This is a genomic window from Martelella lutilitoris (genome assembly GCF_005924265.1).
Classification (GTDB): Bacteria; Pseudomonadota; Alphaproteobacteria; order Rhizobiales; family Rhizobiaceae; genus Martelella; species Martelella lutilitoris.
The window spans coordinates 448174-473876 of sequence record NZ_VCLB01000002.1 but is presented as its reverse complement, the minus strand read 5'-3'; the positions used below and the strand labels follow the sequence as shown (position 1 = coordinate 473876).

The following is a 25703-nucleotide window of genomic DNA, read 5'->3' as shown; positions in this document are numbered from 1 at the left end:
ATCTTCAACGATAGCAACAGCCGGGCGAACAGCACATGACCATCTACGATTTCTCAGCCAAGAGCATCGACGGCACGACCGTCGATCTTTCCCGGTACAAGGGCCATGTGCTCCTGATCGTCAACACGGCGAGCCAGTGCGGTTTCACGCCGCAATATGAGGGGCTGGAGGACCTTTACCGGAAATATCGCGAGCAGGCCTTTGCCGTGCTCGGCTTTCCCTGCAACCAGTTCGGCGGGCAGGAGCCGGGGGACGAGGACGAAATCGACTATTTCTGCAAGACCCAGTACGACATCGACTTTCCGATGTTCGCCAAGGTTGACGTCAACGGCGACGACGCCCACCCGCTGTTCAAATATCTGAAGAAGGAGCGACCGGGCTTTCTCGGCTCCGGCATCATCAAGTGGAACTTCACCAAATTCCTGGTCGGCCGCGATGGCGAGCCGATCAGGCGGTTCGCGCCAACCATCAAGCCCGAGGACCTTCAGGACGACATCAACGACGCGCTGGCTGTTGGCGCAGAGTAATGCTCCAGGAGGAAGGCCTCTATGGCCTCAGCGTGTTGACAAATTTATCCTCACACTCGGCGTCATGCTCGGACTTGATCCGAGAATCCAGGCCGCCTGGCAAGAACTCGCAACAAGTCTTTGTCAACTCAATGGCTCAAGTCGCCAGGATGCTCGGATCAAGTCCGAGCATGACTCCCTTGGGAAGGCCTACGCCGGTATCAGCTTGCATTTTCAAGGGTTCGTCAGCAGTCTGAGGCCTCAATGGCCCTCATACTGCACCAGCGAGCGAACTTCGACGCCCATGGCCTCGAGCTTCTTGCGGCCGGGCAGGTCCTTCAGGTCGATGATGAAACAGGCCGAGACGATCTCGGCGCCGATCTGTCTCAAGAGCTTGACCGCGCCTTCCGCCGTGCCGCCGGTGGCGATCAGGTCGTCGACCAGAATGACCTTCTCGCCCGGCTTGACGGCGTCGACATGCATTTCCATCTCGTCCTCGCCATATTCAAGCGAATAGGTCATGGAGACGGTCTTGTCGGGCAACTTGCCCTTTTTGCGGATCGGCACGAAGCCGGCGGACAACTGGTGCGCCAATGCGCCGCCCAGAATAAAGCCGCGCGCCTCGATGCCGGCGATCTTGTCGATCTTCATGCCGACATAGGGCTGCACCAGTTCATCGACGGCGCGACGAAAGGCGCGCGCATCGCCCAGAAGCGTGGTGATGTCGCGGAAGATGATGCCAGGCTTCGGATAATCCGGAATCGAGCGAATGGCATTGAGCAATTCAGGATTGGCACTCATCTCTTGACGTCCTTCATTTGGTCTTCATTCCAGGCATACGCCCGGGTCGCCCACTAAAAAGGCGGCCTCGGCCGCCTTTCCTTGTTCACGTCCCGAGGTGAAAAATCAATCGTGCTTACGGGCATAGACCGATTTTTTCGTGAGGAAAACCAGAACCGCCAGAATCACGAGGAAGACCATGACCACGAGGCCGGTCTGCTTTCGGTCTTCGAGCTTCGGTTCCGCCGTCCACATCAGGAAGGCGGCGATATCGCGCGAATACTGGTCTACCGTCTCCGGCGCACCGTCGTCATAAGAGACGATCCCGTCGGAAAGCGGCGGCGCCATGGCGAGCGAGGCGGCGTTGGCGAAATAGGGATTGTAGTATGTGCCCGCCGGGATCTCGACGCCTTCCGGCGGCTCTTCATAACCGGTAAGCAGCGCGTGGATATAATCCGGCCCGCCTTCCTGATACTGGGTGAAGATGTCGAAGACGAAAGTCGGGAAGCCGCGCGTTATGCCGCGGGCTTTCGCCATCAGCGACAGATCCGGCGGGGCCGCGCCATTGTTGGACGCCGCAGCCTGTTCGGGATTTTCGAACGGCGCCGGGAAATAGTCCGACGGAATGCCCGGCCGCATATACATGTTGCCGTCATTGTCGGGACCGGCCTCGATCTCGTATTCGGCGGCGAAGGCCTTCACCTGTTCCTCCGAATAGCCAAGGTCGGAAAGCGTGCGGAACGCCACCAGATCGAGCGAGTGACAGGCCGAGCAGACTTGTTTGTAGACCTTCAGCCCGCGCTGCAGCTGGCCGCGATCATAGGTGCCGAGAGGACCGGCGAAACTCCAGTCCATCTCCTCAGGATGTTCCAGCGGATAATGCGGCGTACCACCGCCCTCCCCCTCTTCCGCTGCGACGGCAGCGGAAAGACAGAAGGGCGAAAGAAGCGCCGAAAACAGAACCGTGGCGATAAGCTTTTTCATGGTTTTTCCCCTCTCGCCACGCATCAACCGTTGCTCTCGGCCGGCTTCTTGCGAAGGGCCTCCTTCTCGAGAACCGCTTCGGTGATCGAATTCGGTACCCGGCTCGGTGTTTCGATCAGTCCCAGAACCGGCATGATCACCAGGAAAAATCCGAAATAATAAAGCGTTCCAAGCTGCGACATGACCACGAACGTGCCTTCGGCGGGCTGAGAGCCCAGCCAGCCGAGCATCACCGCATTGGCGACGAACAGCCAGAAGAACAGTTTGAACCAGGGCCGGTAGGCGGCCGAACGGACCTTGGACGTATCCAGCCAGGGCAGGAAGAACAGGATGATGATCGAACCGAACATCACCAGCACGCCGCCGAGCTTCGAATCGATCGGTCCGATGTCGAAGGTGATCGCCCTCAGCATCGCGTAGAAGGGCAGGTAATACCATTCCGGCACGATATGGGCCGGCGTCTTCATCGAATCGGCCGGAATGTAGTTGTCCGGATGGCCGAGGAAGTTCGGCATGTAGAAGATGAACCAGACATAGGCGATCAGGAAGATCGTCACCCCGAAGGCGTCCTTCAGCGTCGCATAGGGCGTGAAGGGCACGGTGTCGCTCTTCTGCTTGACCTCGACCCCCGTCGGGTTGGTCTGCCCGGTCACATGCAGCGCCCAGATGTGCAGAACCACGACGCCGGCAATCATGAAGGGCAGCAGATAGTGCAGCGCAAAGAAGCGCTGCAGTGTCGGCTCGCCGACGGCAAAGCCGCCGAGGAGGAGCTGCTGGACCCAGTCGCCGACCAGCGGAAAGGCGGTGAAGAAGCCGGTGATCACCGTTGCGCCCCAGAACGACATCTGTCCCCAGGGAAGCACATAGCCCATGAAGCCGGTCGCCATCATCAACAGGTAGATGACCACGCCAAGCATCCAGAGGATTTCGCGCGGCGCCTTGTAGGAACCGTAGTAAAGCCCGCGGGCGATATGCAGATAGACGGCGATGAAGAAGAACGACGCGCCGTTTGCATGCATGTAGCGCAGCATCCAGCCGTAATTCACATCCCGCATGATCTTCTCGACCGACAGGAAGGCGGCGGAAGTGGAAGACGTATAGTGCATGGCCAGCACGATGCCGGTCACGATCTGCACCAGCAGCATGACCGAAAGCATGGCGCCGAACGTATAGGCGTAGTTCAGATTGCGCGGTACGGGATAGGAAACGAAGCTGTCATAAAGCATGCGGGGCAGCGGCAGTCGCGCATCCACCCATTTCGACACGCCATTCTTCGGCACATAGCTCGAGTGTCCACTCATGATTCAGTCTCTCCCCTCAACCGATCCTGATCACAGTGTCGGACGTAAATTCGTATAGCGGAATGGCAAGGTTCTGCGGCGCGGGGCCCTTGCGAATGCGGCCCGCTGTGTCGTAGTGCGAACCATGGCAGGGACAGAACCACCCGCCGAAATCGCCGGCCTGGCCGAGCGGAATACAGCCGAGATGGGTGCATGACCCGATCATCACGATCCAGTTTTCCTTGGATTCGCCCGCAGACCGGTCGACGTCCGTCGCCGGAGATCCGGCCGGCAGGTTCTCGTTGCGCGCTTCCGGATCCTTGAGATCGGAGAGCGGCACCTCCTTTGCCTCTTCGATCTCGCGCTCCGTGCGGTTGCGGATGAAAACCGGCTTGCCGCGCCACTTCACCGTCAGCGACATTCCGGGCTCGAGGCTGGAAACGTCCACTTCGACGGTCGAAAGGGCCAGCGTCGAGGCATCCGGCCGCATCTGGTCGATGAACGGCCAGGCGACCGCAGCCGCCCCCACCGCAGCGGCCACGCCGGTTGTCAGATACAGAAAATCGCGCCGGGTCGGTTCGCCGGAATGATCCGTCGAAACAGTCTCGTCTTGCACCGCTATCCCTCCATCAGCTGATGCCGTTGCCTGCGGTGACGTCCCTCCTTCGCCGTAACGAAAGCGCCTGGGCAACGTTCATATGATCGCCAAGTTTTATGCATGATTATTCAGGATGTCCAGTGTTTGACCGATTTCAATCACAGGCAATGGTTATCGCCGATGAACCGAGCGGAAACGGCCGGCCCGCCCCCTTGCCGTGCTGCAACCGCGAAACCGGAAAACGCCTACTCTCCGTCGTCGAGCTCGGGCAGGAAACCACCGGACTGTCGGGCCCAGAGCGAGGCGTAGAGCCCGCCCTTTTCGATCAGCGCCTCATGGGTGCCTTCCTCGACGATCCGGCCCTTGTCCATCACGATCAGCCGGTCCAGTGCAGCGATTGTCGACAGGCGGTGGGCGATGGCGAGCACGGTCTTGCCCTCCATCAGCTTCATCAGATTGGCCTGGATCGCGGCCTCGACCTCCGAATCGAGCGCCGAGGTCGCCTCGTCGAGTACGAGGATCGGCGCGTCCTTCAGCATCACCCGCGAAATCGCGATGCGCTGGCGCTGGCCGCCGGAAAGCTTCACCCCGCGCTCGCCGACATAGGCGTCCAGTCCCTTGCGCCCGCGCAGATCGGCCAGATCGGCAATGAAACTGTCTGCTTCCGCCCGCTCGACCGCCTCCCACAACATGTCGTCGCCGGCATCTTCATTGCCGAAACGGATATTATCGCGGATCGGGCGATGCAGCAGGCCGGTATCCTGGGTGACCATGCCGATCCCCGCCCGCAGGCTTTCCTGCGTCACATCGGCAATGTTCTGGCCGTCGATCAGGATACGGCCGCCATCGACATCATAAAACCGCAACAGCAGGTTGACGAGCGTGGATTTTCCGGCGCCCGATCGCCCGACAATGCCGACCTTCTCGCCGGCGCGCACATCAAGCGAAAAGTCGCGGATCACACCCTTGCCGCCGTCATAGCCGAAGCTGACATTGTCGAAGCGGATGGCCGGATTGCGCAGCACGAGCGGCACGGCGTCCGGCTTGTCGACCAGGCCGATCGGCTGCGCGATCAGTTCGGCGGAATTCTGGATGGTGCCAATCGCCCGCATGATGCCGTTTAGCTGCATCATCAGCCGGCCGAGCAGCATGGAAAGGCGAAGCGACAGGCCGAGCGTGAAGGCGACATCGCCCGAGGAGATATCGCTTGAAAACCACAGATGCACGGAAAGCGCTGCAATCGCCGTGATCATCACGCCCGATAACAGGCTGAGAGAGGCCCTGACCCCGGTGATCAGCCGGGTGAAGGCTTTAACGCGCGCGATCAGCCGCTCGAAACCGCCGCGCATATAGCCATCATTGCCCTCGTCGCTGCCGAAAAGCTTGAGGGTCAGGATATTCGAGAACGAATCGACCATCCGGCCCGACATCATCGAATTGGCTTCCGCCAGTTCCCGGGCGTTTTCGCGGATGCGCGGCACGAAAAACCGCGCCAGGACGGCGAAGATCGCGATCCACAGCGCAATCAGCGCCGCAAGCCGCCAGTCGAGGGCGGCAACCAGCGCCATGGTCGAGATCGCGTAGATCGCCATGAACCAGACGACCTGCAGGAGCGACGACATCAGGTCGCCGATGGACTGGCCGGCCGCCGTCACCTTGGTGACGATCCGTCCGGCAAAATCGTTCTGGAAGAAATCGAGCGATTGCCGCGCCACATAGCGGTACGACTGCCAGCGCACCAGATTGTTGAATCCGGGAACGATCGTCTGTTCCTCGATCAACATCTGCAGCGTGGTCAGCCCGACGCGGACGACCACCATGGCAAAGGCCATGCCGATCAGCACCCAGCCATATTCGGCCATCAGCCCCGACCAGCCCGCCTCACGCGGGGTGCCATCGAGAATGTCGATCAGCACGCCCATGAACCAGAAGGCGGCCGATTCCATGATCGCCACGCCACCGCCGACGATGAGCATGGCGAAGAACGGCCACTTCGCCTGACGCAGGAAATACCAGAGAAACGGTACAAGCTTCTCCGGCGGCCGCTCAGGCGTATGGTCGGCCAGCGGATCAATCCACCGCTCGAACAATTCTGCAATGCGCTGAAATATCATGATGGGAAGAGAGATACAGGGATTCGGCAGGCGCGCCAATTATCGTTTGATCAAAAGAGAGTGGACAGCCTGGCCGCCTTTCCACGTGGCAGGGACCGATTCAACTGCAACAAAGTCTTCCCGCACTGCACCTGCACCCCGCCTCAAGGCCGGGGTGACGGGAGAGGGTATTAGAGGAACAGGAGCGTTATCCGTTTACTCACCGACCAACCTTATCCGTCATCCCGGCCTTGAGCCGGGATCCAGGGCCACATGGAAAGCGCTTGCCTATTTGGACTCCTCATCAGAACATCCCGACATGAAAGGCTATGTCTACATCCTCGCCTCCAAACCGAACGGCACACTCTACACCGGCGTGACCAGCGACCTCGCGCGCCGCCTCGATGAGCATCAGCATGGCCTGACGCCCGGTTTCACGCAGCGTTAAGGCGTCAAAACGCTGGTCTGGTTCGAAGAGCATGAACTCGTGACCGATGCAATCAGCAGCGAGAAAACGATCAAGAAGTGGCCCCGGGCATGGAAGCTGCAACTGATCGAAACGAGCAATCCCCAATGGCGTGACATTTCCGACCATCTGTTGTGATCACGGCGAGGTTTCCCCGCATGGCCCTGGATCCCGGCTCAAGGCCGGGATGACGGGAGAGGAGAGGCTGAGAAAAAAGAAAGCGTGCCTGTCTGGTTGCTTTCTCTCCCGATCCTCCGTCATCCCGGCCTTGAGCCGGGATCCAGGGCTACACGGAAAGCGCTTGCGTCATCCAGCATTGTCCTGCGGGCTCGGGCAAGAGACAGCGTCGCAAAACCTGCCCCAAAGCCGAAACGGGCCCACCTTTCGGCGGGCCCGTCCATTTTCACTCAGCAGCCTCTCCGGCCACCGTGTCGTCTTCGGCAAGGAAACCGCCGGACTGGCGCTTCCAGAGAACGGCATAGACGCCGCCAGTCTCGACGAGTTCGCGATGCGATCCCGTCTCGATGATCTCGCCCCTGTCGAGGACGACAAGGCGGTCCATCTCGGTCAGCGTCGAAAGCCGGTGGGCGATCGCGATCACGGTCTTGCCTTCCATCAGCCCGAACAGGCTTTCCTGGATGGCCGCCTCGACTTCGGAGTCGAGCGCCGAGGTCGCCTCGTCCAGCACCAGGATCGGCGCGTCCTTCAGGAACACGCGGGCAATCGCGATGCGCTGGCGCTGACCGCCGGAAAGCTTCACCCCGCGCTCGCCGACATGGGCGTCAAGGCCGGTGCGGCCCTGCATGTCGGAAAGGCCCTCGATGAAGTCCCAGGCGTTCGCCCGCTTGGCCGCGGCAATCACGTCCTCGTCGGTCGCGCCCGGACGGCTGTAGGCGATGTTGTCGCGGATCGAACGGTGCAGCAGGGAGGTATCTTGCGTCACCACGCCGATCATCGAGCGCAGGCTGTCCTGCGTCACCTTCGAGACGTCCTGGCCGTCGATGGTGATCCTGCCGCCTTCCAGATCGAAGAAGCGCAGCAGGAGGTTCATCATCGTCGTCTTGCCGGCGCCGGAGCGGCCGACCAGACCGACCTTTTCGCCAGGCCTGATGGTCAGCGACAGGCCGGAGATCACGCCGCCCTCCTTGCCATAGTGGAAGGAGATGTCGTCGTAGACGATCTCGCCCTTGTTGACGACAAGTGGCCTTGCGTCATCGGCATCGACCAGCTCGTGCTTCTTCGCCATCATCGACATGCCGTCATAAACCGTGCCGATATTTTCGAAGAGGCCCGTGACCTCCCACATGATCCACTGCGACATGCCGCCGATGCGCATGACGAGACCGAGGGTCAGGGCAATCGCGCCGACGGTGATGCTGCTTTCCAGCCAGAAGCGGATTGCAAGCGCCGCCACGGCGAAGAGCGCAACCGCGTTGTTGATGTAGACCAGCGCCTGGAACTGGGTCACCCGCCGCATCTGGCGGTAGACCGTTTCCAGGAAGCCGTCCATGCCCTCGCGCGCGAACAGCTCCTCGCGGCCGGCGTGCGAAAACAGCTTGACGGTGGCGATATTGGTGTAGCTGTCGACCACCCGGCCCGTCATCAGCGAGCGCGCATCGGCCTGATCCGCCGAAATCTTGCGCAGACGCGGAATGAAGTACCAGAGCAGCGCGGCATAAACCACGATCCACACCAGGAGCGGAATGACGAGACGCCTGTCGGCCGCCGCGACGATGAAGATCATCGAAACGAAATAGGTGATGACGTAGACGAACATGTCCAGCGCCTTCATCACCGTCTCGCGGATCGCCAGCGAGGTCTGCATGACCTTCTGCGAGACCCGGCCCGCAAACTCATTGGCGAAGAAATTCATCGAGTGGCGCAGCACATAGCGATGCATCTGCCAGCGGCTGATCATCGGCAAGTTGCCCAGAAGCACCTGATGGATGAGCAGCGAGGAGAAGATCGTCAGCCCGGGCAACAGAACCAGGACCAAAGCGCCCATGAAGGCAAGCCGCCAGCCCTCGTCCGCAAGGAAGGTCTCGCGGTTGGCCGTCGACAGCCAGTCGACGATATCGCCGAGGAAGCGGAACAGATAGACTTCCCCGAAGGCGACCAGCGCCGCAATGAAGGCCATCAACGCCAGATAGGGCGCGGCAGGCTTCGAATAGTGCCACAGGAAGGGAATCAGCCCCGTGGGGGGCGCCGTGGGCTCTTCCACGGGATAGGGATTGAGGCGGTTTTCAAACCAGCGAAACATGATCGGACTCCAATGCCTCCCGGTTGTTCCTGTCAAAGGCGCAACATGTCCGCATGGGCGGATCCGGGACTGGAACAGCGACCGGTCTGCGCGGTCGCGTTAATTCGGATGATTAAATAGGAAAGAAGAAGGAGGTGTGAAAGGTCACACGTAAAGGCGCGGTGGAACGCGGAGCATTACAAAGCCAGTGATGTTCATCATGCCATGCTCCTTTCGCCAGTTAGAGAAAACGAAGGCCTTATACCCCCTCCGCTTCGGCGTGGCCACAGACATTGCCTGCAAAAAGGACATTTCACCCGAATATGTTGCCTCTCGGCAACGCTTGGTCGCGGCCCGAAGCGTTCTGCAGGTGCATTGCAGCCTTGCGCTGCCTGGCGCAAGACATGCTAGAAGGGCTGGGCAACAGACTTCGGAGAGGAACCAGGTGTCGCGCAGAAACGACTGGCTTCACAATCTCGCGCTGCTGAAGCCGACGCCCTACCGGCCGTGGCGGCATGCGATTCGCCTGTCACTCGGCACCGGCGTGCCGCTGCTGATCGGTGAACTGACTGGCCATCAGGGCCCGATGCTCTATATGGCGCTTGGCGGCTTCCTCGCTGCCGTCACCGTGCGACTCGACCCTTACCGCGAGCGGTTCCGCCAGCTTGGGATTTCCGCGCTGATCGGCGCGACCGGCTGCCTGATCGGGCCGGAGGTCGGCGGCCATGGGCTGGCGACGATCGCGCTTTTGATGCTGATCGGGCTGATCTCCGGCCTCATCAGCGGTTATGGCGCGGCCTTTTCCACCGGCGCGCTCAACATGCTGGTGCTGGCCGTGGTCAATGCCCATGCGCCATCGGCCGTGCCGTCATGGATGGTGTTTGTCTGTTTTCTCTCCGGCGCGGGATTTGTGGCGCTGATGCTCGGTATCGGCGCCCTGTTCGAGCGTGACCGGCCCGAACGGCGCATGCTGTCCGATATTGTCGGCATGCTAGCGGACCTTGCCCGCGCCTCGCAGGCGGTCGGCCAGACGCCGACGCATGAAAACCGGCTGCGCATGATCACCGCGCGCCGCGCGCTGGCGGATGCGACGAAGACCGCCTATGCGACGCTGATCGAAAAGCGCAGCCACGGGCGCGCCCGCACCCGCTACGTGCTGAAGACAGCGGCCGTGCTTTCGCTGGTCAATCAGCTATCCATGGCCATCGTCGCCGCCCGCGGAGACGCCCGGCTCCTGCCGGCGGCGCAGAAGCTCGATGCGTTGGCCCGCGCCTACATGACGCGCGCGAAGGAACCGCCGCAAGCGGGCGCAACCGAAGAGGAAGCCGGCGAAGCCATGCGCATCGCAGACCGCCTCGCCGCCGCCATGTGGCCTTCCTCCGCAAGCCCGGAGCAGATCGAGGACAGCCAGGCGAATGGTGCGAAGGAAACCGTGTTCTCGACAAGTCCTGCAACGCGCCTCGCGCGTCGACTGGTTCTTGGCCGAGAGGTGGTGATCTCCGCCCTGAAGCTTTCGCTTTGCATGGGGCTTGCCGTCGCCGTTGGCCGCTTGATCCCCGGCGATCATTCCTACTGGCTGCCAATGACCGTGGCGATCGTGCTCAAGCCGGATTTCGGCTCGGTCTTCCTGCGCGCCATCCACCGCAGCCTCGGCACGCTCGTCGGCGTGGCCATAGCGCTTGCTGTCGCCGCCCTTCTGCCGCGCGGCATCGCCTTCATTCCCGCCATCATGCTTCTTTGCGCCATCATTCCCTTTGCCGGCCTGCGAAGCTACGCGGTGATGGTGACCTTCCTGACCCCCGTCATCCTGCTGATGATCGACATGGTGGCCTCTGGTCCGGTCGCAAGCTACGACATCCAGCGCGTCACCGATACGCTTGCAGGGTCCGCCATCGCGCTCGTGTTCGGCTACCTGATCTGGCCGCGTTCGCAGGAGGAAAGCCTCGCAAAGGCGTTCTCGCAAGCCATGGAGAAGGTTGGGGCCTATCTTGCGGCGGCCACCGCGGCGAAGCCCGAAGATGATGCCGGGCTTGCGAAGATGCGTCAGACGCTCACCGATTGCGCCTTTTCCGCCTCGCGGGCGCTGTCTGACCTGCGCACCGTGCTCGGACGTCTCGTAGCAGAGCCGCCGCCGGCCGGACGCGAGGCGGCCGCCTGGTTTCCCGCCGTCGCCGGTGCCGAACGGCTTTCCGATGCCATCACCGTTTATGCCGAGGGCCGCAGGCTCGGGGATCCGCCGCCCGATCAGGACCGCGCGCTCAGAGCTGAACAGGCGCTCTCAGCCATCGCCGGCGGCATCCAGACGGGGACGGCAACCGGCGGACGCGAAAAGGATGACCGCTTCGGCGATGTCGAGGCCGAAATCGCCTGGATCCGAGCCTATCTCAAACGACGTCCGGGACGGAGGGCTGCTCAGTCGCCATCGGCCGAACCCGCCTTCAGATAGGATTGCGGCGGAACGCCGAAATTGCGCCTGAAGGCGGCGACAAAGGCGCTGGCGCTGCGATAGCCGAGCAGGCTGGCGATCTCGACGCTGCTCTTGCCGTGGCTGAGGTGATTGACGGCCTCCATCAGGCGCAGCCGGTTGCGCCATTCGGAAAAGCTCAGTCCCGTTTCTCGCTTGAAGAGACGCTCCAGCGTCCGGGCGCCGGAACCGGCAAAGCGCGCCAGTTCCTCCAGTTTGGCGCGGTCGTCGGGCTGCTCCAAAAGCCGGTTCGTCACCCGCACAAGGCGCGGGTCGCTTCCCGCGGGCAGGCTGAGCGGCGCCGTCGGCAGAACGGCGAGTTCGTCGATGATGACGCCGGACAACCGCGAAAGCCGGTCCCTGTTACCCGAGAGGCCGAGCGCGCGGAACCTGAGGAGAAGCTGGCGCATTAGCGGCGTCATGTAGAGCACCTCGCAATGCCTGCCGCGAAGGTCCGTCACCGAAGGGTCGATATAGATGAAACAGGTCGAAACATCGGTTTCCATGACCACGGCATGGACGACTTCGCCGGGGATCCAGACCGCATGGCTGGTTGGCGCCAGCCAGTGAGCGCCGCATGAATGCACCCTGAGAATGCCCTCTTCCGCCCATACGAGCTGGCCGCGCGGGTGAGCATGGGCGGCGCGGCCAACCTCGCCGGCCCGCCAGCGCTGCGCCCGCACCGTCACCGGCCGTTCGGCATCAATGATCCAGCCCGGCCCGTCTTCCGGCATGACGGATGGCGTAATTTCGATATCGTTTGGCATCATATAGCTGTTCCGTAATGATCTTCCTACCCTTAATATGACGACTGCCAGTTTCCAACACCGCTGATTGAACTCCATGCTGAAATACAAGAAGATCATCGTCGCCGGCCTTGCCGCATTCGCGCTCGTGCTCGCCCTTTATCCGCAGACAATGATGACAGACGATCAGGCGCGCACGCTCGGCCTCGTGCTGGTAACGCTCAGCCTGTGGGCGACATCTCTGGTGCCCGCCTATCTCGCCAGCCTGATCTTCATCGCCGTGGCTCTGCTGCTGAGGCTGGCACCGCCCGATGTGGTGTTCTCCGGATTTCACTCTTCTGCGATGTGGCTGATATTCACCGGTTTTCTGATCGCCGCCGGCGTGCGCAAGGCGGGGCTCAGCGAACGCATCGGCTCGGCCCTCACCGCCAGGCTCTCGCACAGTTTCACCCTGCTGATCGTCGGCATCTTCGCCGTCGCCATCGTCCTCGTCTTCGTCATGCCGTCCTCGCTCGGACGGTTCTTCCTGCTCTGGCCGATCGCGCTGGCGCTTGCCGAAAAGCTCGGTTTTTCCGAAGGCACCAGCGGGCGGGCGGCGGTTTCGCTCGCCACGGTGTTCGCCTGCCATATGCCGGGCTTTGCCCTGCTGCCGTCAAATATCCCCAATCTCGTCCTCGCCGGCGCGGCGCAGACGATCTACGGCGTCGACCTTACCTACGCCCAGTACATGGCCCTGCATTTTCCGATCCTGGGTCTGATCAAGGGCCTGATCATCATCGCCCTGATCCTGCGTTTCTTCCCTGACACGCCCCGTCCGCTCGCAAGCGAGGAGAAGGAAAGCGCGCTCGCCACGCCGCTCGTCTGGCGGCAGTGGTATGTCATCGCGGTGCTTGTCGCCACGCTCGCCTTCTGGATGACGGATACATTCCACGGCATCAACCCGGCCTGGATCGGCATCTGCGCCTCGATCGCGCTTTTGATGCCGGGCCTTGGTCCCGTGGGGCCGGAGGACTTCGACAAGAACGTCAATTTCGGCGTCTTCCTGTTCATCGCCGGCTTCCTCGCCGTCGGCGCCGTGGTCAACGCGACCGGTCTCGGCATCGTCATTGCCCATGGCATGGAACATGTCCTGCCGCTCAGCCCCGGGCGCGACTTCGTCAATTTCCTGTCACTCTCACTGATGGGCTTCGTGGTCGGCATCATCTCGATCCTGTCGGGCGTGCCGGCGGTGCTGACGCCGATGGCCTCGGAACTCTCCGCGCTGACCGGCCTTTCGCTGACGGCCGTGCTGATGACGCAGGTGATCGGTTTCTCGACCATCCTGTTTCCCTATCAGTCGGCGCCGCTGATGGTCGGCATGCAGGTCACCGAACAGCCGGTCGGCAACATGATGAAGATCCTGTTTCCTCTGGCACTGATCACCGCCTTCATTCTCGTACCGCTCGACTTCCTCTGGTGGCGGCTCCTCGGCGTCATCTGACGGCCGCCGGGGCTTGAGCGGCGGTGCATCAAAGCGTATGGAGCGCCCATGACCATGCGCATCGCCCTTTACCAGCCGGATATCGCCGGCAATACCGGCACGATCCTCAGGCTTGCAGCCTGCCTCGGGCTGGCCGTCGACATCATCGAGCCGGCGGGTTTTGCGCTGTCCGACAGGAACCTGAAACGGGCGGGCATGGACTATATCGCCAAGGCGGTGATGACGCGTCATGTCGACTGGGAGGCCTTCGACGCCTGGCGGCAGGAAAGCGGCAGGCGCGTGGTGCTCGCCTCCACCAAGGCGAGCCTCGCCTATACCGCATTTTCGTTTGAGGCAGACGACATCCTGCTGTTCGGCCGCGAAAGCGCGGGCGTTCCGGACCTGGTGCACGAAAGCGCCGACCATCGCGTCCGCATCCCGATGGTCAAGGGCGAGCGCTCGATCAATCTCGCCGTCTCCGTCGGCATGATGGCGGGGGAAGCGCTGCGGCAGACAGGCGGGCTCGCCAATCTCTCGTAAATTCGCTCAGTCGGCGGAAGACAGCCGGCGCATGGTGAATTCGATCCGGTCACCGCTTACGACGCGCCAGCTTTCGACCTCGGTCCAGTAGGCGGCCTTGGGGTAGCTGTCGAACCACTCGCGCGCCTTGGCGCGGGCCTCGTCGCGCGACAGGCAATAGCGCTCGCGCACGAACCCGCCGTCATTGCGGCGGTGTTCCCTAATCCGCTTTTTCAGCCCGTCCATGGACGGCGGCTTTGGAAGATTGGGCATCCCGCTATCCTTCACCTTGTAAAGAAGATAAGGTTTTCACATCGAATTTGCGAGTCAAATCAAAAGCCCGGCAAACCGGGCGCATGCATTTCAAGCGGAGCGCATCACATGGAACGGCCGAAACTGCCTGTTGGTCTGCCGGAGGATATCGAGGCCAGGAAAAGCACGGCACGGGCCTGGTTCGAGAGCCTGCGCGACACGATCTGTTCTAGCTTCGAGACCCTGGAAAAGGAACTGACGGGGCCGTTGAGCGACCTAGAGCCCGGCCGGTTCGAGGCCAAGGACTGGACCCGTGAAAACGGCGAGGGCGGCGGTCGCATGTCGGTCATGCACGGCCGCGTGTTCGAGAAGGTCGGCGTCCATACCTCGACGGTCGAGGGCGAGTTTTCCGAGGAGATGGCGAAGAACATGCCGGGCGCGGAGGAGAACGGACGCTACTGGGCAAGCGGCATCTCGCTGATCGCCCATCCCGTCAACCCGAACGTTCCGGCCGTGCACATGAACACGCGCATGATCGTCACCGGAAGCTGGTGGTTCGGCGGCGGCGCAGACCTTACACCGGTGCTCGGCCGGCGACGCCGCCAGGAAGACCCGGACACAATCCTCTTTCACCGCGCCATGGAGATTGCCTGCAACCGGCACCAGGCCATCGTCGACTACCACAGGATGAAGAAATGGTGCGATGACTATTTCTACCTGCCCCACCGCAAGGAACCGCGCGGAGTGGGCGGCATCTTTTTCGACTGGCAGCATTCGCCCGACGAAAAGGGCGGCATGGATGCCGATTTCAGGTTCGTTCAGGATGTCGGCCGCGCTTTCAACCTTGTCTACCCGCGGCTGGTGCGCTCCAATTTCAACCATGAGTGGACATCAGCCGACCGCGACGAGCAGCTGATCCGTCGCGGACGCTATGTGGAGTTCAATCTGCTCTATGATAGAGGCACCGTTTTCGGGCTGAAAACCGGCGGCAATATCGAGGCAATCCTGTCGTCACTGCCGCCCGTCACAAGATGGCCTTAATCTAAATCGTTATAGTTAATTTTTATTCAAATAACGGCCTTGTTTGCATTGCAAAAAGGGGGTCTACTAACCAAGTCGGAAGTAGACTTTACCCCCCTGAAACCAGTCCGAGAGGAGCGGGCAAATGGCAGACAAAGTCAAGACCACCGAATCCAAGGCTGCACGGAAAGATTACAAGCCCGGACCCGAAAAGGTCGCAGGCACCGATGACAGCAAATACGCCGCCGAGATGGCTTACCAGCACGGTCGTCCGTGCGAATCCTCTGCGGTGTTTGAAACCTGGGCCCAGCACTGAGGTTCAAAACCAGGCCCGCCCTCATGGCGAGGCTCTGTTCGACCGGCTGCGGACAGCATTTCCGCGTCGGCAGGTCCGGTTTCTCCGATCACGACCGCCCGGCGCGTCCTGCCGCCGGGCCGGCAATCGGTCTCTGGCGATAAAGCCAGTTGAAAAAAGCCGTCTCCCGCGCCGGTTTATTGCGAACAAATCATCCCTGCCGGCGTTTGACCTGAAGACGGAAAACAAAGGAGGAAAACATGAAACGTTTTGATTGCGGAACGCTCGTGCCCGGTTGCCCCTGGCACACCAGCGCAGAAGACGAAGCCGAAGTTGTCCGCCGCTCCGTCGAGCATCTGCGCACGACCCATGGCGAGACCACGATCCGCGAAAGCATGATCGACAACATCAAGGCGCGGATCAAGGACGAGGAAAAGGCCTGAGGGCTCAGCCCTGACCTTTCATCAACGCATCAATCCGGGCGGCGAGTGCTGCCCGGTTCAGTTCGAAATCGCTTTCCACCCATTGCCTTTCCAGGCTTGCCAGAATTCGCCCCACCTCGGGGCCCGCCGGAACGCCGGCCTTGACGATATCGCCGCCGGAAACCGGCATCTCCGGTTTTTCCCAGCTCTCGGCAACTTCGACCAGGCGCACGTAACCCGCCGCCTCGGCGATTGCGTCGGCATCGCCGCCTGCCGCCCTCGTCCGTGCACCGGCAAGCGAGAGCTTCAGTCGCATCAGAAGACCCTGCTTTCCATGCGTATAAATCAGCCGGCGCAACTGCGCCGCCAAGGTCGAGGCCGTGATGACGGGCGCAGAAGCGAAGGAGAGCATCAGGTCACGTTCGGCATTGGAAAATTTCAGCCGTTCGGCCATTTCCTTTAGCCGCACGTCATAAGGCGGCACGATCGCGGCAAGCCTCAAGAGCGGATCCGGCGTCCAGCCGAAATGCGTCTCTGCGTCGATCAACCCCGCAACCGCGTCGATCCCCCACTTCTCGGTTTCCGGCAAGACGATTGTCAAAACGCCCGTCTGGCGCATCCACAACAAGGCGCGCGAGGGATCATCGGCGGCGAGCAGCTTCTTCGTTTCCGCCCACACCCGTTCGGCCGAAAGCGACTTCAGCCCGTCGCGGTGGCGCACGCTTGCCTTCAACCCGGCCGCATCGGGCCTGCCGCCGCCATACCAGGCAAAGAAACGGAAGAAACGCAGGATCCTGAGATAGTCCTCGGTGATCCGGGTGTCCGCCTCGCCGATGAAGCGGACGGTGCGGGTCTCGATATCGGCAAGGCCTCCCACGAGGTCGATCACACTGCCGTCCCTGTCGGCATAAAGCGCGTTGATCGTCAGGTCGCGGCGTTCAGCATCCTCGGCCCAGTCGGTTCCGAACCGCACCGTGGCATGTCGTCCGAAGGTTTCAACGTCCGCGCGCAGCGTCGTGACTTCGAAGGGCTTGCCCTCGCACACAACCGTCACCGTGCCATGGTCGATACCTGTCGGCACCGGCTTCATTCCGGCTTTCTTCGCCCGCGCGGTCACATCCTCCGGCACAAGCGTGCTCGCCATGTCGATATCACCGACGGCCATGCCCATCAGCGCGTTGCGCACCGCGCCACCGACAACGCGCGTTTCGCCGCCATCGCCGTTGAGCGCGTCCAGAACCTTCTGAAGCCGGTGTTCCTGAAACCATGGATCGTCGCTGACCGTCTTCACGCATAAAGCCTTTCATAAATTGTCCTGACGATGCCGGCGGTAATGCCCCAGATCCGGTGATCGCCGTAATTGATCTCGTAGTAGTGCCGCGTCCTGCCGCCGAGCACGCCGCTGCGATGCTCGTGATTGGCCGGGTCCATGATGAAGCCGAGCGGCACTTCGAAGATGTGATCCACCTCATCCGGGTTGGCCGTGAGCGAAAAACCCGGCCGCACGACCGACAGGATCGGCGTGATCCTGAAACCGGTCCCGGCGAGGTAATCCGGCAGGCGCGCGACCGGCTGGACGAAATGGCGGTCAAGGCCGATTTCCTCCTCGCATTCGCGCAGCGCCGCATCCTCCGGCGAACGGTCTTCCGGATCGATCGAGCCGCCCGGGAAGGCGATCTGGCCGGAATGCTTTCTGAGCTTCGTGGTCCGGCGGGTGAAGATCACCCGCGCCTCGTCGCCATAGTCGACAACCGGAACCAGCACGGCAGCCGAACGCATGTCGAGATCTTCGTAATAGGCGAAGAGATCCGGGTTGAGCGCGTGGTCGCCATGATCGCGCCAGGCATGTTCCAGGGGCTTGCCGCGCTGCCTGAGGGCACGCTGGCGGAAGCTCGCCGCAGCGAAGTGGTGGGCTGATGCGTTCACAGTGCCTTCTCCAGCTTCGCCATTTCCATCACCGGGAAAAGCGCTCCCGCGGAGCGAACCGCAAACATCGCCCGACCGTCGATCTCGACCTCCTCGCCAAGCGCCACAAGGTCATAGGTGAGCGCGCGCGAAAACAGCGCCTCCAACCGCCCTCTGACCCGGACATAGGGCTTCAGCTCCGCATTCTCGCCGGAAACGTTGAAGCGCAGCGGGTGCCCGGCGCCGATTTCCACGACATCGCCCATATTTGTACGCACCGACAGAAGTTGTTCCTCACCCTTGCCCGAGACCGTCATCGTGACGGCGACAAAGGGGGCGTCCTCGACGCGGATGCGAACCTTCTCGACCGGCGTCACCAGATAGGTCTCGCCATCGTCGTCCTTGCGCAAGACCGTCGAGAACAGATGCGCGAGCGCCGCCCGGCCGATCGGCGTCCCTTGGTAGAACCAGGTGCCGTCGCGGCGGATTTCCATGTCGAGGTCGCCGCAAAATGGCGGATCCCATTTTTCCACCGGCGCGGGCGCGCGCTTTCCCCCGCCCTCAAGCTGGCGCGCGATCGCCGAAGCCAGGCCCGAAGCGCCTCCCGTCGATGGTTGTGTCCCGTCCGTCATCTTTCCGTCCCAGTTTCGGGTCGAATATTGTTCGCTCTCGAAATAGTCATTCCAAACCGGCTTGTCAGCCGCCAGCAGGTGATTATCCTTTTCGAATGACGAACCGGCAACCGCCCGGAAACCCCGAACTGGCCCGAGGCCGCGGAGACATGTGCATGGATGCGACTGACACGAATACGACTGAAGCAATCGTGGCAGAGGCCGAAAGGGCGCTTGACGACATCCAGAAGGTGAAGGCCGAAGTCTCCAAGGTCATCTATGGTCAGGAAAATGTCGTGGAAAGCGTGCTTCTGGCCGTGCTTTCCGGCGGGCATGCGCTGCTCGTCGGCGTGCCGGGGCTTGCCAAGACCAAGCTGGTGACCACGCTCGGCACCGTTCTCGGCCTTGCGGGCAACCGCATCCAGTTCACGCCCGACCTGATGCCGTCGGATATTCTCGGCTCCGAAGTGCTGGAGGAAAGCGAGACCGGACGCCGCTCCTTCCGTTTCATCAAGGGCCCGGTCTTCGCGCAATTGCTGATGGCCGACGAGATCAACCGCGCCTCGCCGCGCACCCAGTCGGCGCTTTTGCAATCCATGCAGGAATATTCCGTCACCATTGCCGGCCAGCATTACGACTTGCCGCGCCCCTTCCATGTGCTCGCCACCCAGAACCCGCTGGAGCAGGAAGGCACCTACCCCCTGCCCGAAGCCCAGCTTGACCGCTTCCTGCTGCAGGTCAATGTCGGCTATCCCGACATCGCCTCGGAACGGCGCATTCTGCTCGAGACGACGGGCGCCGCGGAGGAAACCGCAAGCCCTGTCATTACCGGCGAACGGCTGATGGAGATCCAGTCGCTGATCCGCAAGATGCCGGTCAGCGAGAGCGTGCTCGAAGCCATTCTTGACCTGGTTCGCGCAGCCCGCCCCGGCGAAGGGTTTGAGGAAACCGACCGCAATGTGGCCTGGGGGCCGGGCCCCCGCGCCGGCCAGGCGTTGATGCTGACGGCGCGCGCCCGCGCACTCTATCAGGGCCGGCTCGCGCCCTCGGTGGACGACGTGAAGGCGCTTGCCGCGCCGGTGCTCCAGCACCGCATGGCGCTGACCTTTGCCGCCCGCGCCGAAGGCATCACCGTCACCGACGTCATCGCCACCATCGCAAAGCGCGACTTCAACTGACAGGCAGCCGCCCTTGGCCCCGATCGGACAAACGACACCGCCAACCGCCCGCAATTCTGCCCTCGCCGAAGGCAAGCGGCGCGCAAGCCTTCTGCCCGACTGCCTGATCGAGGCGCGCCGGATCGCCAACACGGTGATTGCCGGCTGGCACGGACGCAGACGACGGGGACCGGGCGAGAATTTCTGGCAGTTCCGTCCCTACGCGCCGGGCGAATCGCTGATGCGGATCGACTGGCGACGTTCGGCCCGCGACGACCACACCTATGTGCGGGACATGGAATGGGAGGCGGCGCATACCGTCTGGCTCTTCGCCGACCTTTCGCCGTCCATGCAGTTCCGCTCCGAAGCGGCCCCGGTTTCCAAGGAACACCGCGCCCTCGTGCTGCTGCTGGCCATTGCCGAAACCCTGCTGCGCTCGGGCGAGCGGGTCGGCTATCCCGGACTGATGGAGCCGGTGGCCAGCCGCAACGGCGCCGAAAAACTCGCCCATCACCTGGCCGCGGCAACCGAAATCCCTGCGGTCCTTCCGGATACGCAGATGATGCGCGGCCCCTCCGAACTCATCGTCATCGGCGATTTCCTCGATGATCCGGAAGCGCTGTTTTCAAAGATCGCCCCGCTTTCCGAACGCGGGCTGAAGGCGCACCTTGTGGAAGTGGCCGACCCGGCTGAGGAGAATTTTCCCTATAACGGTCGCACCGCCTTTGCCGATCCGGAAACGGGCCGGGAACTCACGCTCGGCCGAGCCGAGAGCCTGCGGGAGGCCTATCTGGAGCAGTATCTCGCCCGCCGCGACCTGATTTCGCAGACGGCCCGGCGTTCCGGCTGGAGCTTTTTCACCCACCATACCGACAGGCCTGCCTCCGAAGCGTTGACGGCGCTGCATATGCGCCTTTCCGGCATCAGCGGGGGACAGCGCTGATGGGCGGCTTTGAATTCCTGAGCCCGTTCGTACTTGCGGCCCTCGTCGTCCTGCCGGCGATCTGGTGGCTCCTCAAGCTGACGCCGCCGCGCCCGCGCCGCGAGGTGTTTCCGCCGCTCGCCATCCTGCTCAGACTGGCAAGGCGCGACGAGACGCCGGCCAAGAGCCCGTGGTGGCTGACGCTGCTGAGGATGGCTCTGGCCACGTTCGTCATCCTCGCCATCGCCAATCCGGTGATCAATCCGGATCGCACCACGCTTTCGGCCGGCGGACCGCTGGCGCTCCTGATCGACAATGGCTGGGTAAGCGCCGAGGACTGGGAGGCGCGCGCGGCGGCGGCCGATGCGCTGATCGAGGCTGCGGGCCGCGCAGACCTGCCCGTAGCTCTCGCCTTCACCGCCGACAAGTCCGGCGATCCGCGACCGGTCTCGGCAAATGAAGCGCGCCAGAGGCTTGCCGCCGCCGAACCGCAGGCCGCCCGCCCCGACCGGCTGCCCGCAGCTACGGCGCTTGTCGAGGCTCTGGACGGAAAGACGCCCGGCACCATTGCCTTCCTTGCCGACGGATTGTCGGGACCGGATGACCGGGCCGCTTTCGACGTGCTGAACAGCACCGGCGCGGACGACCTTCTGGTGATGCGCGCAAACCGCGCCCTTCCCGCCGCCCTCACCGCGATCGACAATGGCGCTGCAGCAAGCAGGATCACGGCCGTGCGCGCTGAGACCGGGCCGCGCGCGGAACTTTCCGTCAATGCCTATGACCTGCAGGGACGCGTGATCGCGACCGGCCCGCTACTCTTCGAAGCCGGGACGAAGGCGGCGACCGCCGAGATCCGCGCGCCCTTCGAGGTGCGCAATGACTTTGCCCGCATCGCGATCGACGGCGCGTCCAATGCCGGCGCGGTTCATCTTCTCGATGACGGGTTCAAGCGCCGCCGCGTGGCGCTGGTCTCGGGAAGCCCGGCAAACGAAGCACAGCCGCTGCTATCGGCCGCCTATTACCTGCGCCAGGCGCTGTCACCCTATGCCGACCTGATTTCGAGCGACGCCGCCACGCTGCCCGAACAGCTCGACGCGCTGATCGAGCAGAATCCTTCCGTGGTGATCCTGAGCGATGTCGGGACGCTTGGCGAGGATGTCCATGCGCTGCTTCAGCAGTGGGTGGAGGGCGGCGGCACTCTGATTCGCTTTGCCGGACCGCGTCTTGCGTCCTCGGAGGAGGATGACACGCTGCTGCCGGTGCGGCTACGCTCCGGCGCGCGCGCCTTTGGCGGGGCGATGAGCTGGAGCGAGCCGCAAAACCTCGCGCCCTTCCCGCAGGAAAGTCCGTTCTACGGCCTGCCCGTGCCGGACGACATCACCGTATCCCGCCAGGTTCTGGCCGAACCGGCGCCGGACCTGTCCGACCATACCTGGGCGAGCCTCCAGGACGGCACGCCGTTGGTCACCGAAAGCGTCTCCGGTGAAGGGCGGCTGGTGCTGTTCCATACGTCGGCCGATCCCAACTGGTCGAACCTGCCGATTTCCGGCTATTTCGTCGAAATGCTGCGGCGGATCGTCAATCTCTCCCGGGCAAGCCAGGCCGTTGACGCCGACGGCGGGGCGGCGCGCCTTCTCGCCCCCTACCGCCTGCTTGTCGCCAACGGCACGCTTTCCACCGATGTGAGCGGCGCAAGCCCGCTTGCCGATGCCGGCGGACCGTTGATCGCCACGCCGGAAAACCCGCCCGGCCTTTATGGATCGTCCGATGGCTTCACCGCTGTCAATCTCTTCGGACCGCAGGACGCGCTGTCTCCGCTTGACGTCTCGGCGCTTGAGGGGAGCCGTCTGCAGCCGATCGGCGAGACCCGCGCCTTTAGCCTCAAGCCCTGGCTGCTTGCGGCGGCCATGTTGCTCCTGATCGCCGACGGCTTCATCATGCTGGCGATGAACGGCGCATTCTCAAACCTGAAGGCACGACGCTCAGCCTTGCCCTTTGTCCTCGCGGTGTTTCTTGCCGCAACCATGCCCTTTGCGCCCGGCCTTGCCGGCACGGCCCGCGCCCAGATGAGCGATGCGGAAATCACCGATCTGCTCTACGAGACCCATCTCGCCTATGTCGTCACCGGCGAGGACGAGGTCGACCGCATCTCGGAGCGCGGGCTGAAGGGGCTTTCCGACTACATTTCATACCGCACCGCGCTGGAGCCGGGCGATCCGGTCGGCGTCGACCCGGCGGAAGACGAGCTGGCCTTCTATCCTTTGATCTACTGGCCGATCTCGGCCTCCGCGCCGATGCCGTCGCAGCAGACGATTGCCGGCATCGAAGCCTATATGCGCAATGGCGGCACGGTGCTGTTTGATACGCGCGATCAGTATTCGCCGCTCGGCCAGGCCGCCGTTAGCGCCAATACGGCGCGGCTGAGGGCGATCCTCGACAATATCGACGTACCGCCCCTGGAGCCCGTGCCCGAGGGCCATGTGCTGACGCGCTCCTTCTATCTGCTTTCCGATTTCCCCGGCCGTTATGACGGTTCGCCGCTCTGGGTCGAGGCCCGTTCGGGAGCGAGCGCCGACATGGTGACGAGCGGCGGTGACGGCGTCTCGCCGATCATTATCACCGGCAATGATTTCGCCGGCGCCTGGGCCACCAATCCGGATATGACACCGATGCTGCCGACCGTGCCCGAAAGCCCGCTACAGCGCCAGTTCGCCTATCGCACCGGCGTCAACATCGTGATGTACATGCTGACCGGCAATTACAAGGCCGACCAGGTTCATGTTCCAGCACTTCTGGAAAGGCTGGGACAGTAATGGACCTGACTTTCACCCCGCTCTTGCCTCTGACGGCGCTCTTCGCCGCCCTTGCCGCCATTCTCGCGCTGATGGCGCTCGGCTACCTGACCCGCATGCGCGGCACGACGCTGCGCGCGGCGGCCGGGCTCCTTCTGCTTGCGGCGATCGCCAACCCGACCATTAGCCGCGAGGAGCGCTCGCCGCTTTCCACCATCGTGCCGATCGTGGTCGACCGCTCCCAGAGCCAGCTTTCCGAAGACCGCGCCGGCCAGACCGATGCCGCGCTCGAACGGCTTCAAGCGCGGCTCGCCGAGGACCCGACGCTTGAACCCCGCATCGTTGAGGTCGCGACCGCGAATGAAAACGGACGCGCCGAGACGTTGGCTTTTCAGGCGCTTGCCGATGCCGTGCGCGACGTGCCGCCGAGCCGGATGGGTGCCGCCTTCTTCATCACCGACGGCCAGATCCACGACATTCCGGAGGATGCTTCCGCCCTTCCCGCCGGCATTCCCGTCAATGCGCTGGTGACCGGGACGGCGGAAGAATATGACCGCCGGATCGAGATCAACGAGGCGCCGCGTTTCGGCCTTGTCGGCGAAAGCCTGCCGGTGGAGTTCACCGTGGTCAATGACGGACCGGTCAGCGAGGCGGAGGGCGGCGCGGGACCGGCGATGGTGACGGCAAGACTCAACGGCGCCATCGTCGCGCAGATGATGGTCGCGCCGGACATCTCGACCCGCTACGTCTTCGACCTCGACACTGGCGGCGAGAACATTCTCGAACTATCCGTCGATCCGGTGCCCGGCGAACTGACGCAAGTGAACAACCGCGCGGTCCAGATTGTCGAGGGGATTCGCGAGAACCTGCGCGTGCTGCTCGTCTCCGGATCGCCGCATTCGGGCGAGCGAACCTGGCGCAACCTGTTGAAATCCGATCCGTCCGTCGATCTCGTCCACTTCACCATTCTGCGCCCGCCGGAAAAGCAGGACGGCACACCGATCAACGAATTGTCGCTGATCGCCTTTCCGACGCGGGAATTGTTCATCGACAAGATCGACGATTTCGACCTGATCATCTTCGACCGTTACCAGAACCGCGGCGTCCTGCCGCTGCTCTATTATGACAATATCGCGCAATATGTGCTGAATGGCGGCGCGCTGCTGGTGGCCGCGGGCCCTGAGATCGCTGGTCCGGAATCGATCGCCGTGACGCCGCTTTCCGCCGTGCTGCCGGCAATCCCGACCGGCGAGCTGTCAGAAGGCGGGTTCTATCCGGACATCTCGCCGACGGGGGAGATGCATCCCGTGACCCGCGATCTGCCGGGCGGCACGGAAGATCCGCCGGCCTGGGGCCGCTGGTTCCGCTCCATCCCGGTCGGCGACGCGCGCGGCGAGACGGTGATGACGGCAGACGGCGCGCCGCTTCTGGTGCTCTCGCGCGAAGGCCAGGGCCGGGTCGCCGAATTCCTCTCCGACCAGGGCTGGCTGTGGGCGCGCGGCTTCGAAGGCGGCGGACCTTACGTGCCGCTCTACCGGCGCATCGCCCACTGGCTGATGCAGGAACCGGCGCTGGAGGAAGAGGCGCTGACGGCGACGACCGACGGCGAACGGCTGGAGATTACCCGCCAGACCATGGGCGACGCCCCGCGCGAAGCGACCGTCAGCACGCCATCCGGGCGATCGTTGACCGTTCCGCTTGATGAGGTTGAGCCCGGCCTTTTCCGCGGCTCGGCGTCGGTGAACGAAATGGGCCTGTTTTCGATCGAAAACGGCGACCTCACCCGGCTCGTCAATATCGGCGATCCCGATGCGCCGGAGTTCAAGGCAATGATCTCGACCACCGAGAGCCTTCAGCCGCTTGCCAACGAAAGCCACGGGCTGGTGCAACGGATCGCCGACGGCATGCCGCCTGTCAGGGTGACATCCGGGCCGCTCAGGGCCGGCAATGACAGTTTCATGCCGATCGTCGCAACGTCTGACACGCGGCTTGAAAGCATCCGTTCGCTGCCGCTCTTCAACGGGCTGCTCGGTCTTGCCGCGTTGCTGGCGCTGATTTCGGCCACCTGGTGGCGCGAGGGGCGAACAAAACCCTGAACTGGACCACCGGGCGGCCAAACTGAACCGCCCGGTAATAGAGCTTTTTGCTTTACGCATCGGGTTATCTAAAAACCGGATTCCACTTTTTCGCCCG

General features: G+C 62.9%; 22 protein-coding genes and 1 pseudogene. 12 read left to right on the top strand and 11 right to left on the bottom strand.

The genetic code is table 11. The features are described from left to right. The first annotated feature begins 35 nt into the window (after positions 1-35). Complete coding sequence (locus tag FF124_RS04935) at positions 36-527, top strand: glutathione peroxidase (protein WP_138747362.1); 492 nt, start codon at positions 36-38, stop codon at positions 525-527. Between the two features lie 240 nt (positions 528-767). On the opposite strand, the gene FF124_RS04930 is transcribed toward FF124_RS04935, so the two are convergent. From FF124_RS04930 to FF124_RS04910, 5 genes are all read right to left on the bottom strand, one after another. After that, positions 768-1307 (bottom strand): adenine phosphoribosyltransferase, encoded by a 540-nt coding sequence (locus FF124_RS04930; protein WP_138747361.1) that lies wholly within the window; start codon positions 1305-1307, stop codon positions 768-770. Between the two features lie 105 nt (positions 1308-1412). After that, positions 1413-2270 (bottom strand): cytochrome c1, encoded by an 858-nt coding sequence (locus tag FF124_RS04925; RefSeq protein ID WP_138747360.1) that lies wholly within the window; start codon positions 2268-2270, stop codon positions 1413-1415. Positions 2271-2293: 23 nt separating this feature from the next. Continuing rightward, positions 2294-3571, bottom strand: a complete 1278-nt coding sequence (locus FF124_RS04920; RefSeq protein ID WP_187326812.1) for a cytochrome b — start codon at positions 3569-3571, stop codon at positions 2294-2296. A gap of 16 nt (positions 3572-3587) precedes the next feature. Next, positions 3588-4166 (bottom strand): ubiquinol-cytochrome c reductase iron-sulfur subunit, encoded by a 579-nt coding sequence (petA, locus tag FF124_RS04915; protein WP_138747358.1) that lies wholly within the window; start codon positions 4164-4166, stop codon positions 3588-3590. A gap of 227 nt (positions 4167-4393) precedes the next feature. Then, on the bottom strand, positions 4394-6262 hold the full coding sequence (locus tag FF124_RS04910; protein ID WP_138747357.1) for an ABC transporter ATP-binding protein: 1869 nt from the start codon (positions 6260-6262) through the stop codon (positions 4394-4396). A 298-nt stretch (positions 6263-6560) separates the two neighbouring features. On the opposite strand from FF124_RS04910, the pseudogene FF124_RS04905 reads away from it, so the two are divergent. Further along, positions 6561-6845, top strand: a pseudogene (locus FF124_RS04905) (GIY-YIG nuclease family protein). Positions 6846-7110: 265 nt separating this feature from the next. Here the strand turns inward: FF124_RS04905 and FF124_RS04900 are convergent. Continuing rightward, positions 7111-8967 carry an ABC transporter ATP-binding protein gene (locus tag FF124_RS04900; protein WP_138747356.1) on the bottom strand — a complete coding sequence of 619 codons (1857 nt, stop codon included), beginning with the start codon at positions 8965-8967 and terminating at the stop codon, positions 7111-7113. A 424-nt stretch (positions 8968-9391) separates the two neighbouring features. On the opposite strand from FF124_RS04900, the gene FF124_RS04895 reads away from it, so the two are divergent. Then, positions 9392-11392 (top strand): FUSC family protein, encoded by a 2001-nt coding sequence (locus tag FF124_RS04895; protein ID WP_187326811.1) that lies wholly within the window; start codon positions 9392-9394, stop codon positions 11390-11392. Here the strand turns inward: FF124_RS04895 and FF124_RS04890 are convergent. Further along, on the bottom strand, positions 11359-12180 hold the full coding sequence (locus FF124_RS04890) for an AraC family transcriptional regulator (RefSeq protein ID WP_210237434.1): 822 nt from the start codon (positions 12178-12180) through the stop codon (positions 11359-11361). The two genes, FF124_RS04895 and FF124_RS04890, sit on opposite strands and share 34 nt — an antisense overlap. A 73-nt stretch (positions 12181-12253) precedes the next feature. Between FF124_RS04890 and FF124_RS04885 the strand changes: the two genes are divergently transcribed. Then, entirely contained in the window at positions 12254-13636 is a 1383-nt protein-coding gene (locus FF124_RS04885) for an SLC13 family permease (protein WP_138747354.1), read from the top strand. A 48-nt stretch (positions 13637-13684) separates the two neighbouring features. Then, positions 13685-14155 carry a tRNA (cytidine(34)-2'-O)-methyltransferase gene (locus tag FF124_RS04880; RefSeq protein WP_138747353.1) on the top strand — a complete coding sequence of 157 codons (471 nt, stop codon included), beginning with the start codon at positions 13685-13687 and terminating at the stop codon, positions 14153-14155. 6 nt (positions 14156-14161) lie between these two features. Here FF124_RS04880 and FF124_RS04875 read toward each other — a convergent pair whose 3' ends face one another. Next, a complete protein-coding gene (locus FF124_RS04875; RefSeq protein WP_138747352.1) occupies positions 14162-14407 on the bottom strand; it encodes a hypothetical protein in 246 nt (81 codons plus the stop codon). Positions 14408-14515: 108 nt separating this feature from the next. On the opposite strand from FF124_RS04875, the gene hemF reads away from it, so the two are divergent. The 3 genes from hemF (at position 14516) to FF124_RS04865 (ending at position 16144) form a co-directional block, all read left to right on the top strand. After that, positions 14516-15427: an oxygen-dependent coproporphyrinogen oxidase gene (gene hemF, locus FF124_RS04870; RefSeq protein ID WP_138747351.1), complete on the top strand. Its 912-nt coding sequence runs from the start codon at positions 14516-14518 to the stop codon at positions 15425-15427. A gap of 124 nt (positions 15428-15551) precedes the next feature. Then, positions 15552-15722 (top strand): hypothetical protein, encoded by a 171-nt coding sequence (locus tag FF124_RS20510; RefSeq protein WP_187326810.1) that lies wholly within the window; start codon positions 15552-15554, stop codon positions 15720-15722. Positions 15723-15961: 239 nt separating this feature from the next. Beyond that, positions 15962-16144 (top strand): DUF1059 domain-containing protein, encoded by a 183-nt coding sequence (locus FF124_RS04865; protein WP_138747350.1) that lies wholly within the window; start codon positions 15962-15964, stop codon positions 16142-16144. Between the two features lie 4 nt (positions 16145-16148). On the opposite strand, the gene FF124_RS04860 is transcribed toward FF124_RS04865, so the two are convergent. Genes FF124_RS04860 through FF124_RS04850 form a run of 3 tightly spaced genes read right to left on the bottom strand, consistent with a single transcriptional unit; the run spans position 16149 to position 18660 of the window. Further along, on the bottom strand, positions 16149-17414 hold the full coding sequence (locus FF124_RS04860; RefSeq protein WP_138747349.1) for a CCA tRNA nucleotidyltransferase: 1266 nt from the start codon (positions 17412-17414) through the stop codon (positions 16149-16151). Continuing rightward, positions 17411-18049 (bottom strand): CoA pyrophosphatase, encoded by a 639-nt coding sequence (locus tag FF124_RS04855; protein ID WP_138747348.1) that lies wholly within the window; start codon positions 18047-18049, stop codon positions 17411-17413. Before FF124_RS04855 ends, FF124_RS04860 begins: the two co-directional genes overlap by 4 nt. Continuing rightward, positions 18046-18660 carry a DUF1285 domain-containing protein gene (locus FF124_RS04850; protein ID WP_138747347.1) on the bottom strand — a complete coding sequence of 205 codons (615 nt, stop codon included), beginning with the start codon at positions 18658-18660 and terminating at the stop codon, positions 18046-18048. The genes FF124_RS04855 and FF124_RS04850 overlap by 4 nt, the downstream gene beginning before the upstream one ends. Before the next feature lie 155 nt (positions 18661-18815). Here FF124_RS04850 and FF124_RS04845 point away from each other — a divergent pair, with 155 nt between their 5' ends. The 4 genes from FF124_RS04845 to FF124_RS04830 are packed head-to-tail and all read left to right on the top strand — an operon-like array spanning position 18816 to position 25606. Continuing rightward, positions 18816-19817, top strand: coding sequence for an AAA family ATPase (locus tag FF124_RS04845; protein WP_138747346.1), 1002 nt, complete (start codon positions 18816-18818; stop codon positions 19815-19817). A gap of 13 nt (positions 19818-19830) precedes the next feature. Further along, on the top strand, positions 19831-20739 hold the full coding sequence (locus FF124_RS04840; protein ID WP_138747345.1) for a DUF58 domain-containing protein: 909 nt from the start codon (positions 19831-19833) through the stop codon (positions 20737-20739). Then, complete coding sequence (locus FF124_RS04835; protein ID WP_138747344.1) at positions 20739-23531, top strand: DUF4159 domain-containing protein; 2793 nt, start codon at positions 20739-20741, stop codon at positions 23529-23531. Before FF124_RS04840 ends, FF124_RS04835 begins: the two co-directional genes overlap by 1 nt. Continuing rightward, positions 23531-25606, top strand: a complete 2076-nt coding sequence (locus tag FF124_RS04830; RefSeq protein ID WP_138747343.1) for a hypothetical protein — start codon at positions 23531-23533, stop codon at positions 25604-25606. Before FF124_RS04835 ends, FF124_RS04830 begins: the two co-directional genes overlap by 1 nt. The last annotated feature ends 97 nt before the right edge of the window (positions 25607-25703 follow it).